9 protein-coding genes are annotated in these 11,761 nt (G+C 37.8%); 5 read left to right on the top strand and 4 right to left on the bottom strand.

The features are described from left to right. Nucleotides 1–116: 116 nt before the first annotated feature. The 3 genes from ABH942_RS07990 to ABH942_RS07980 all read left to right on the top strand — a co-directional run bounded on the left by ABH942_RS07990 (nt 117) and on the right by ABH942_RS07980 (nt 3,155). The gene (locus ABH942_RS07990) at nt 117–881 is read left to right on the top strand and encodes an exodeoxyribonuclease III (protein ID WP_370030837.1); all 765 of its coding nucleotides are present in this window, start codon (nt 117–119) and stop codon (nt 879–881) included. Between the two features lie 30 nt (nt 882–911). Further along, complete coding sequence (locus ABH942_RS07985) at nt 912–1,871, top strand: OmpA family protein (RefSeq protein WP_370030835.1); 960 nt, start codon at nt 912–914, stop codon at nt 1,869–1,871. 246 nt (nt 1,872–2,117) lie between these two features. Further along, entirely contained in the window at nt 2,118–3,155 is a 1,038-nt protein-coding gene (locus ABH942_RS07980) for an NADP(H)-dependent aldo-keto reductase (RefSeq protein ID WP_370030833.1), read from the top strand. 49 nt (nt 3,156–3,204) lie between these two features. Here the strand turns inward: ABH942_RS07980 and ABH942_RS07975 are convergent, their stop codons facing one another. The 4 genes from ABH942_RS07975 to ABH942_RS07960 form a co-directional block, all read right to left on the bottom strand. Next, entirely contained in the window at nt 3,205–4,575 is a 1,371-nt protein-coding gene (locus tag ABH942_RS07975) for a PQQ-dependent sugar dehydrogenase (RefSeq protein WP_370030831.1), read from the bottom strand. A gap of 134 nt (nt 4,576–4,709) precedes the next feature. After that, nucleotides 4,710–6,320, bottom strand: a complete 1,611-nt coding sequence (locus tag ABH942_RS07970) for a DUF4139 domain-containing protein (RefSeq protein WP_370030830.1) — start codon at nt 6,318–6,320, stop codon at nt 4,710–4,712. Nucleotides 6,321–6,440: 120 nt separating this feature from the next. Then, nucleotides 6,441–7,634 carry a VWA domain-containing protein gene (locus tag ABH942_RS07965; protein WP_370030829.1) on the bottom strand — a complete coding sequence of 398 codons (1,194 nt, stop codon included), beginning with the start codon at nt 7,632–7,634 and terminating at the stop codon, nt 6,441–6,443. 17 nt (nt 7,635–7,651) lie between these two features. Continuing rightward, nucleotides 7,652–8,983 carry a hypothetical protein gene (locus tag ABH942_RS07960; RefSeq protein ID WP_370030828.1) on the bottom strand — a complete coding sequence of 444 codons (1,332 nt, stop codon included), beginning with the start codon at nt 8,981–8,983 and terminating at the stop codon, nt 7,652–7,654. Nucleotides 8,984–9,169: 186 nt separating this feature from the next. Here ABH942_RS07960 and ABH942_RS07955 point away from each other — a divergent pair, with 186 nt between their 5' ends. Both ABH942_RS07955 and ABH942_RS07950 read left to right on the top strand, forming a co-directional pair. Next, nucleotides 9,170–10,987, top strand: coding sequence for a histidine kinase (locus tag ABH942_RS07955; protein ID WP_370030826.1), 1,818 nt, complete (start codon nt 9,170–9,172; stop codon nt 10,985–10,987). Beyond that, nucleotides 10,987–11,739, top strand: coding sequence for a LytR/AlgR family response regulator transcription factor (locus tag ABH942_RS07950; protein ID WP_370030825.1), 753 nt, complete (start codon nt 10,987–10,989; stop codon nt 11,737–11,739). The genes ABH942_RS07955 and ABH942_RS07950 overlap by 1 nt, the downstream gene beginning before the upstream one ends. Nucleotides 11,740–11,761 lie beyond the last annotated feature (22 nt).

Raw genomic sequence — 11,761 nt, 5'->3', positions numbered from 1 at the left:
AGATAGCAAAATTGAGTTAACACATCCATTTTTTTCGCCCTATCAGACCAGAGATTTTGACTGCAGAAATAATCTTTTTTTACTTACTTTTGAAAAAGTCAAAATCTACAGCAACTATGAGAATTATCTCCTACAATGTCAATGGAATAAGAGCCGCCATTACGAAAGGCTTCTTGGAATGGCTACAACATGCTGATCCGGATATTATCTGTCTTCAGGAAATCAAAGCAACGCCAGACCAGATTCCGTTAGAGGAATTTGAAAAGGCGGGTTATCCGTATAATTATTGGTTTCCGGCTCAAAAGAAAGGCTATAGCGGAGTCGCTATTTTATGCAAGACAAAACCCAATAATGTAGTTTTCGGTACCGGAATAGAACACATGGATGCAGAAGGAAGAAACCTTCGTGTGGATTATGATGATTTTTCGGTTATGAGTCTCTATCTTCCGTCGGGAACGAACATCTTGAGATTAGACCATAAGTTTATGTATATGGATGATTTCCAAAATTACATCAACAATCTCAAAAAAGAAATTCCAAATCTTTTAATTTGCGGAGACTATAACATCTGCCACGAAGCTATCGATATCCACGACCCAATCAGAAATGCGAAAGTATCAGGGTTCCTTCCGGAAGAAAGAAGCTGGCTGGATCTTTTCATGAAAAGTGGTTTTGTAGATTCGTTCAGGCATTTTAATAAAGACCCGCATAATTATACCTGGTGGAGCTATAGAGCCAACGCCAGAAACAACAATAAGGGTTGGAGGATTGATTATATATTGGCAAGCCGTCCTATCGAAAACAGATTGAAAAGAGCCGTAATATTGCCGGATGCCAAACATTCTGACCACTGTCCGGTTTTAGTAGAAATTGATAACTAGTAAGAAATAAATAAAAACCAATTCAAAATCATGATTAAAAAAGTATCGCTTGGAGTATTAGCCCTGGCATTAACTACTTCGTGTGTTTCGTCCAAAGTTTATAAAGAACTTGAAGACAAATATGCTAACCTAAAAAAAGAAAACAGGAGTCTTTCTGACGAAAACCAGAACCTGACAAAAGCGAAAAACCAGCTGGATCTTGAAGGCAAGGATTTGAAATCGCAATTGGAAAAACTAAAAGCGGAAAGAGATAAGCTTGCAGCAGATTATGCAGCAGCAAGTGCTAACCTGAACACGTTAAAATCATCCTATTCTGCACTGGAAAAAAACAGTGGCGATGCATTGGATACCAATATGAAGAAAAACCGCGAACTGTTAGCCCAGCTTGAAGCAAAAGAAAAAGCATTGGCAGCAGAACAGGAAAGACTGAACAAATTGCAAGCAGAATTAAAAGAACGTTCTTCAAGAGTTGATGAATTAGAAGGAATGATTGCTGCAAAAGAAGAAAGCATGAGAAAGTTGAAAGAAACACTTTCTAAAGCACTAAACAGTTTTGAAGGAAAAGGTCTGACAGTAGAGCAAAAAAATGGGAAAGTATATGTTTCTATGGAAAACAAACTACTTTTTGGTTCAGGTAGCTGGTCAGTAGGAACAGAAGGAAGAAGAGCAGTAGTAGAAGTAGGTAAAGTTTTGGGTGTTAATCCGGACATTGCTGTACTTATTGAAGGACATACAGACAATGTGCCTTATGGCGGAACAGGACAAATCACAGACAACTGGGATTTATCTACAAAACGTGCTACGGCTATCGTAAACATTCTGGCAGAAAACAAATCCATCGACAAAAAGAACCTTACAGCTGCAGGACGTGGAGAATATGCTCCATTAGCACCTAACGAAACAGCAGAAGGAAAAGCCAAAAACAGAAGAATCGAGATTATCTTAACTCCTAAATTGGATGAGATATCTAAGATGTTGAATGAATTATAGGAAAAGAGGCTATGTTGCTGAAGTACTAAGACACTAAGGCTTTAAGTATTTAAGCGATAAAGTTTTTTGTTTATAATATAAAGACCCAAGACAAATGTCCTGGGTCTTTTTTATTTAAACAGACATCCCAAAACCTTAGCACCTCAGAACCTTAATAGCTCAATCCCTAAAAAAACTTAGTACCTTTGCATCTCAAAAAGAACTTAGAACCTTAGCGCCTTAGCAACTTAGTACCTTAAATAAAAAATGATCTACAATACACTTCCACACACCAATCTAAAAGTCAGCGAAATATGTCTTGGAACCATGACCTTCGGACAGCAAAATACCGAAGCAGAAGGACATGCACAGATTGACTTTGCGTTGGATAAAGGAATCAATTTTATCGATACGGCAGAAATGTATCCAGTGCCGGCACGTGAAAAAACAACAGGTGAAACCGAAAGAATTATAGGAAGCTGGCTTCATAAATCAGGAAAAAGAAACGATATCATTCTTGCTTCCAAAATTGCAGGGCCTAACCGCGGAATGCAATATATTAGAGAAGACCTGACATTCAATAAAGAGACCATAAAAGCATCTGTAGAAAAAAGCCTGAAACGACTCCAGACAGATTATATTGATTTATACCAATTGCATTGGCCGGAACGAAAATCAAATATGTTCGGGCAACGTGGATTCAAAATTCAGGAAGATGCCTGGGAAGACAACATGAAAGATATTCTGGAAGTATTCCAGGAATTGATTCAGGAAGGAAAAATTCGAGCCATAGGCGTTTCCAATGAAACACCTTGGGGCGTAATGCGTTTTTTGGAAGAAAGCAAAAAGCACAACCTGCCTAGGATATCTACAATCCAAAACCCATATTCTTTGCTAAACCGTACATTTGAGGTTGGACTTTCAGAAACGGCCTATCGTGAAAATGTAGGATTGCTGGCCTATTCACCATTGGCGTTTGGCGTATTGTCGGGAAAATTCCTGACAGGAGAAAGCCATCCTGAGGCGCGATTGAACCTGTTCACTAATTTTATAAGATACAATTCGCAACAGACTAAAGAAGCGACAGCCTTATATCAGGAAACAGCAACCAGATTCGGACTTACGCTAACAGAAATGTCTTTGGCATTTATCCGTCAGCAACAGTTTGTGACGGCAACAATAATAGGAGCAACAAACCTGAAACAGCTCGAAGAAAATATCAATTCAAGGCATACGGTTCTTTCAGAAGAAGTGCTAAAAGCCATTGATGAAATTCAGGCCATACGTCCTAATCCCGCTCCATAAAAAGAAAGCCTGTTGTTAAACAGGCTTTCTTTTTTATATTATCTGGTTATTATTTTTTTGCCAGTTTTGATGTAAACGTATTACCGGATGTATCTTCTACAGTAACAACATAAATTCCCGTTTGCAACGAACCGATGTTGATGGTGTTTACAGGCGTGTTTTCCAACCTTTGGTCTATCAGGAGTTTTCCGGATAAATCAACAATAGAAATCTTTTGAAGAACAGTTCCGTTAGAATTGGAAAGGAAAAGTTGAGAATCTGCCGGATTAGGATACATGGAAAATCCATTTTTTGTAAAATCATCATTGCTTAATGCGGTATCGATAACCCTGTAGACGATATTCTGGCCAGTTCCTGTTATGAACAGTTCGCCGCTGGAATTTTCTCCGAAAGAAGTAAAGGAGTTACTGCCGGAAAAATTAGCAGAATAGGTAATGTTGCCAGAAGTATCAACCATTCCTATACGGTTGACGCAATAATCAGCGAAGAAATATTTGTTCTGCATAGCAGGGTAGGTGTTGCCCGTATAGACGTAACCTCCGGTAATGGAACAACCGCCAGTTGAAGTATGCGTATATTGTGCAATTGGAAAAGTCATGGTCGACATAGCGGGACAGCCGGTTGTAATGTTTGCGGCATTACCTTCATAACATCTCCAACCATAGTTTAGTCCGGCAGCAGTTGAGCTAACCTTGTTGATTTCTTCAATCCAATCTTGGCCGACGTCTGCAATCCATAAATCGCCATTAAGCCTGTTAAAAGAAAATTTCCACGGATTTCGCAAACCGATAGCCCAGATTTCATCAGCGCCAGGTATAGCACCGGCATAAGGATTAGTAGGTGGAATTCCATAAGGAGAACCCGAATTGACATCAATACGCAGCATTTTTCCCAAAAGTTCATTGATATTTTGCGCTCTGTTTCCTGGATCATTACCGCTTCCGCCATCTCCCATTCCGATATACAGATAGCCGTCAGGGCCAAATTTTATGGTTCCTCCGTTATGGTTGGAAAAAGGCTGGTTGACGGTCATCAGAATAGTACCTGTGGTGTTGGCAATGTCCGGATTGGCACTAACAGAATAACGTGCGATTACGGTATTTCCTGCTGTATTTGTGTAATTGACATAAAAAAAGCCGTTGGTAGCATAATTTGGATGGAAAGCAAGACCTAAAAGTCCTCTTTCACCACAACAGCTTATGATGCTTGAAAGATTGAGAAAAGGCGTAGCATTTGTCGTGCCATTGGAGTTCAGGATTTTGATGGCTCCGCCTTGTTCCACAATAAACAATCTCGAGTCACCTGCATGGGCAATTTCAATTGGATTACTGAATCCCGTTGCAAAAGGAACTATTCCTATCGTCTGCGAAAACGCAAAAGTTGAGAATAGTAGTACTAATAATCGTAGTGTTGTTTTCATTTTATAGCAATTAGGTTAGGAAGTAAATTTATAAAATAAAATTTGAAATTATTCATAATGAAATGTTTACATTTTTAAAATATAAGTATTTTTTTAATAAAAAAGCCTCATTATTATAATGAGGCTCTCTTGTTTTAAAGATTGTCGATAATCTTGTTTTTAGGATATTTGACCGTATAACTGATTCGGATTTTCTTAGTTTCATTTGGTTTCAGATTCAAATCCCAGGTTAGTATTCCTGTTTCCGCATTGACTTTTGCATTGTCACTCTGCTTCAATTCGATTTCAATTTCTTTATCGGTGCTCAACGGATATTGGTCTTTGAGCGTTAGTTGTACAGCCTCTTTCTTGTTGTTTCTTACCGTGGTTTCAAAAGTAAATGTCTGTACTTTGTATGCAGACAGGAATTTTGTACCCGATTTGTCTACTAGTTTTTCGCGTTTGATAGAAATTTTCTTGTCTCTTCCCATGCTTAAGTTTAACGTATCAGATGTTTGGTTTGGGTCAACAAACGTTTTGCCTACATACATTCCTTCAAAAATAATATTGGCTTCGCCTTTTAGCAGGTTGTATTTAGAATAATCGCTGATTTCTGCCAGAAGAAATGCTTCCTTGTCAGCTGTTGGTGCGGCATAATATTTATAAGTCGCAGGCAATTTTATTTCTTTTAAGGCAACACTATGCTTTTTGCCGTTAGATAAAACATCATAAGGAATATCGATATCAAACGAAATGTTTAATTGGTTTTCTGCAATAGTCGTAAAGTTGGAAACAGATCCTCTGATCATTACATTATTTTTTTTGGTAGTATAGCCTTGAACCACAACTTCTGATAGTTCATTGCTTTTTGCATCCTCATTTCGACTATAATCCGGCACGTATCCATATCTTAAAAACCAAGCCTGCAACAATGGAGCCTGATTGTTTTGGTTAGGAACTCCGGATGATAAGGTCAGTTTTACATTTTTCCAGTCAATTCCTGTGCTTTGTGTGACTTGAGCCTTGTACATCATTTCAATTGGCGATGCAACGCTATTGGCTCTCAAATCATAGAATGGCGCCCAGGTTGCATTGTTAGTCAGATACGAAATTTCCAACGGCACATTTCCTGCAACTTCATTCATAACCTGTAGGATCAGTTTTCCGGAAGAGATTTTTTCTTCGTTTTTGTTGTTGACTTCCAATCGGTCATTCAATTTTTTAAGTACCTCGGCTAGTTTCTGTTCTTTTTCGGCCAAGGCATTTATATTGTTGCTTAATTCTGCCCTTTTTGCCTTGTAGTAGTCTACCATTTTCATCAATTCGGTCACATTCAATCCGGAATTTTGTCCGGAAACCTGCTGGTTTTTATCCAATAAATCGATAGTCTTACCTTCAGAAATTCTGGAATTGACAAGCTTTGCTATTTCTTTTTGAACAATAACGATACTGTCTTTCACTTTTTTTACCAAAGGAGAATTGGTGTCAATTTCATATTCAGAAATATAATTATCTGTGAACTGTACAGACAGTACCGTTAATGTAGGCGATGTTCCAATTTGTATCGAATTTTCATTAACCCAATTGGCTACATTTTTCACCACAATTTCATGGGTACCGGCAGGAAGATTTATGTTGGCCGTTTGGGAAATTTCAGCTGCATTGAAATAAACAGTTGCAGCTTTTACTTTAGCTGTCGTAAAAACAGGTTTTTGGGCATATAATGTAGCCTGAAATAACAAGAATAGTATAAGTAACTTTTTCATAATTGAATTTTAAAGATTAGTCTTTCTTAGTAAGAGGACAAAAAGATGCAAAAGGTTGGGACGAAAGAAAAATAAATATGCCTCATACATTTTTTTATGAGGCATATTTTGAGTTAAGGTCTATTTCTCAGCAGTATAGCCTTTTATTTTTGCGAAACTTAAAATCGAAGAAGCAATAGCATTTCCTAAATCGTCCTGCTTTTTGCCTTTTTTATTTTCAGTATCGATATAATCCTGACGCTGTTTTGCTAACTGTGCCATTTCTTTCTGTATTGTTTCTCTTTCCTGTGTTTTTTGGTCTACAATGGCTTTGATTTCTTGAGGAGATTTATTCTGCAACTCTTTTGGAAGCTCTTCTTTTTTGATTTTCTGTAAGGCTGATTTGTCTTCTTTTACCCGGTCTACTAAATCCCAGGATTCGTTTTTATATACGGCTTTTGATTTGCTCACGGCACGTTCTGCATAATTAGAAGAAGAAACGGATTCCGCATTCTTGTCCTGCGCTGCCTGCATTGCTTTCTTCTCATAACCTTGCGCTCCATAGCCCATATAGGTAGAATTTAACCGGTCGTTGCATTTGCTAATTCTTTCATCATAAGGCGTCACAATATAGCGTACCTTTTCGTCAGAATTGATGTTGAAATATTTTCCCTGGCCTTTGTCAGCACCATCTTTCCAGAAAGTATCGATTCCTTCTATTGACCCGCCACAAAAGATCGTATTGACATAAATATCGTTTTTCAAAGCATCACTTATAGCTTCTTTGTAGTTGATGCTTCCCTGATTAAAAGGTTCATTGCCGGCTATGTAAAGCAATTTCATATTTGTTTTGCTTTTTCCCCAGGAAAGCTGTTTTGTAGCATCCTGGATTACAGCGCCGCAATATTCCGAACCTCCGTTGGTTCTGAGTGAAAATAACTTTTCAGAAATCAGATCTAAATCGGTTGTTAGCGGTGCTACCTGGCGGATATAATTTGAAGATGCAGACAAGCCGTCATTTCCATACTCATAAAGTGCAATTTCTATTTTTGGATTTTTCCCTTCGTATTTTAAGGTTGTCAAAGTGTTTACAATGTTCCAAAGTCTTGATTTTGCCTGGTCAATCAATCCGTCCATGCTGTTGGAAGTGTCTAATAGCAATGCCACCTGAATTTTTGTGTTATCATCATCAGGAGTAGTGGCCATCGCCAGTTCAGGCCCGGGATTGTTTTCCGGATCGGGATTTTGTTTCGGTTCTTTTTTAAAGAAATCGCAACTGGCAAAGCAAAAGGTTGTGCCTAATAGTAAGGATGCAAAAATGATTTTAGTTTTCATGATTTGTGTTTTTTAGATTATTGTAGTTTTTTAATGTCGTTTTCAATTGATAAAATCATCAGGCAGGTTGCGGTGCAAAACACAGGACTTGTAATGCAATGGTGTCCGTTCCAGCTTCCGTCGTTGTTCTGGATGCTGATAATTCTGCCGCTGACGTCATCATACCATTTTTTCCATTCATCGTCCTGATTGACAATCATGGATTCTCCGGTTTGCAGAAAGCTTAAAAACTCTTCGCCGCCGTTATTTCCAAAACCGCTGATTACGTCTTTATTCATGGCTTTTGCCTTTGCAGAATTATATACCTTGTCAGCAACATCATAAACTTCAGCTTGTTCTTCTGAAACACCTGCTTTTTTCAGGTTTTCTTTATTCAGCTTGGCATTTTTATCCAATTTCCCTTCACGTTTTGCCTGATTGATAATGGCTTTTGCCTCCTGAGATTCTTTTGCGCTGCCACGCACAGAACTGCTCACGGCATATAATACGATTCCGGCACCGTCTTCTGTTTTTACGCTTTCGCTTTCTGCGTTGTAGTTATTTTTTTGGTATTCGCGAGATTTTTGGAGCTTTTCAGTATTGACCTTAACATCCTTGTTTTTTGCGGCAGTTTCTAAACTTGAGTTGGCAAAGGAAGATTGCAATACTCCGGCCCAACCGGCTCCTTTTACTTTTCCGGTTTCATCATACGACTTTTCGATTTTGTTGACACAGATCTGTATTGCTTTCTGCACTTTTGTTTTTAAAGAGGTGTCTTTCAACGTTGGATAAACTTGATTCAGAAATTGAAGTGTCAGGACGGCATCAATGTTTTCGCCTAATTTCCTCTGTATTTGTGTGCCGCGGACTTCAGTAATAAAATTCGGATTGTTTTTTGTCTTTTCAATTTCCAATAAAAGATAGTCCAGGCTTTTTTTCAAGACGTCACTATATTTTCCCGATTCCAGATTGTAACCACAGCGGTATAACGACATTGCGGTCATTGCGGTAGTAGCAGGATCAGAACTAACGGCATGTGGGTCCATAACATTTTGTCTGGCATGTGAACCGGCTCCCCATCCACCGTCTTTGTTTTGGGCTTTAATGAGCCAAAGTTCACCTTGGACAATCTTGTCGTCAATCTTTGCATCTCTTTTAGCTGCTGCAAATCCGTCAGAAGGTTGTTCTCCCATGACCGTCATAAAAACACATGGTTTTTCTTCTTCTTCAATTTTTACTTCTGGCAAAGAAGCTAAGTCTTTTTCTTTTGAAACCTCTTTGTCTTGCAGTATAGAACGATTGTTTATGATTCCTATAGATATGTAACATGCTGCCAGGAATACTGCTGCGGAAATAATTCTTGTTTTCATGATTATTAGGTTTTAATTGATTTCTAGGGTAAAATTATCTTTCGTTTGGATTGGAATTTTCTACAAATGGTGAAACGCCTTTTTCAATTGGTGAAAGGAATAGGATAAGAGACCAGAATTATTTTACTTTACATTGCAGAAAACAGGCAGTAGTCGTAAGTGATTCTGTAATAGAATATTTATAGGATGAAAATAAAGTGGACATTCTTCTTTTTTCTTTTGCTGTTCGGTATGAAATCCGTTATGGCACAGGATACTATTAAGAAAAAAAGTAAGCAGAGCCTAAAAGAATATAATTTGAATCAGGCAGCATCTGAACTAAAAAAATCATTGTCGGAAGATGAAAATGACTTACAGACAGCCCAAAAATATGAAGCATTAGCAAAACAGCTTTCGGCAAAAGGACAGTATGCTAAAGCTGAAGAATATTTGAAGAAAGCCCGTGATATTTATGCAAAACGCAACAAGAAAAAAGAAGCTGCTATTACGAATCGCGGGATTGCCAAAGCACAGGAATCGCAAAATAAAACGCAAGATGCCATTGTGAGTTATGAAATGGCGAGCCAGACTGCAACGGATAAGGTAGCAGAAAAAATTAATTTCAATGATGCCGAGCGATTGAAAAACAGCGCACCGGAACAAAAGAAGGATTATATTTCTTCTAATATTCAAATTCTGGAAAAAGAAGGTAAAAAAGAAGAAACGGCGGATGCCTATCAGCAAATGGCTAAAGCCAATATTGATAGGAATGATGCTAAAGCGGCCGTTGAGAATTATAAAAAGGCATTAGAAAATGTAATACACAAACCTGAGGAAGCTATTAAGATTAAAAATGAGATAGCAAAAGTCTATGCTTCAGAAAATGAATTCGACAAGGCCATCGAGATTAACAAAAAGCTGATTAACGAAGCGAAAGAGAAGAACAATACGGAAGCCCAAATTGTACAAATGCAGGAATTAGCGACAATTTATTTTAAGCAGCAGGAAGCTGAAAAAGGAATCTCTGTTTTGAAAAAAGCCTACGAACTTGCCATCCAGAACGGAAAGACCATTCTGGCAAAAAACAGTCTGGATCAGCTTATTAAAGAATATAATGCGAAAGGAAATGGTGAAAAAAGCATTGAGCTGTATGAAAATTTCTTTGAGAATTTTGAAAGCCTGATTAAGTCTGATAATTCTCTGGTAGACTCAAAAGTGTTTCAGGTAACGGAGGACCGGATCAAGCATTTGGAAAAAGAACGTGCCTTGAAAGACGAGCTGATTAGCAAAAAAAATACTTTTAATTATTTTCTTCTGGGTTCAGTGGTATTAATGATTCTGCTTTTTGTCTTTATCGTGAAAGCATTGTATTCTATTAAAACCAAGAATAAAAAAATTGCTTTGCAGTCGTTAAGGAGAGAAATGAATCCGCATTTTATTTTTAACAGCCTGAATTCTGTAAACCAGTTTATTTCAGAAAATAAAGAGCTGGAAGCCAATAAATATCTGACTTCCTATTCTAACCTGATGCGAAACATGATGGAAAATTCCAATAAAGATTTTGTATCGCTGAATAACGAAGTAGAACAACTCAAAAAATACCTGGATTTGGAACATCTGCGTTTCAATGAAAAATTCGATTATGAAATTACCATAGATGAAGCGTTGGACGGTGATGCTGTTTTTGTGCCGAATATGCTTTTACAGCCGCATCTTGAAAACGCAATCTGGCACGGACTTCGTTACAAAGAAGGCAAAGGGTTTTTGAAATTGGATTTCAAACTCAAAAACAACCAAATAAAAGTAACCATTGACGATAATGGAATAGGGCTTACCAAAAGTCAGGAATTAAAAACGACCAATCAAAAAGTACATGAATCACGGGGAATGACTAATACACGCGAAAGGATAAGTCTTTTGAATGAGCTTTATAAAAAGAATATTTCTCTTGAAATCTCAGAAAAAGAAAGCCATGAAACAGGAACACGGGTTGAAATTAGTTTTCCATTAATTGATAGGATCTGATGATGATGCAAAAAATACGAAGTGTTATCGTTGAGGATGAAACGGCTGCCCGCGAAGTCCTGAAAAATTATGTGCAGAAATATTGTCCGCAGATTGAAATCATAGGCGAAGCACAGAATTTTAAGGAAGCCGTTCCGCTGCTTCAAGAATTGCAGCCGCAATTGGTTTTTCTGGATGTAGAAATGCCTTTTGGGAATGCTTTCGATGTTCTGGAAGCGTGCAAGGATTTGCGGTTTGAGACCATTTTTGCAACGGCTTTTTCTGAGTATTCGCTAAAAGCATTGAATCAGAGTGCGGCTTATTATCTGCTAAAGCCAATTAGTATCGAAGAATTGATTACAGCTGTAAACAAAGTACAGCAACACATACTGAACCATGAAATTTTTAACAGGAATAGAATCATTGTCGAAAATTTCAGAGAAACGAAACCGGAAAAACAACAGGTAATCCTACCAACTTTAGAAGGTTTTGAAGTCGTAAAAATGGAAGATATTGTCAGGCTACGGGGAAATGGGAATTTTACGGATTTATATCTGGCCGATGGGCAGAAAAAGATGGTCTGCCGATTTTTAAAGCATTTTACAGAAATCCTTCCCTTTCCGTTTGTTCGCGTCCACAAGTCGCATATTATCAATGTCAATTCCGTAAAATCCTACCATAAAGGAGCGGGCGGTTATGTGACATTGACAGATGGTTCTGAAATAGAAATTTCTCCGAGTTATAAAGAAGAGTTCTTGAAAGTATTTAAATAGTTTTTCTACATACACTTTCAGG

The sequence above is a fragment of the Flavobacterium sp. 28YEA47A genome (genome assembly GCF_041262125.1).
GTDB lineage: Bacteria > Bacteroidota > Bacteroidia > Flavobacteriales > Flavobacteriaceae > Flavobacterium.
This window is presented reverse-complemented; position numbering and strand designations above follow the sequence as displayed.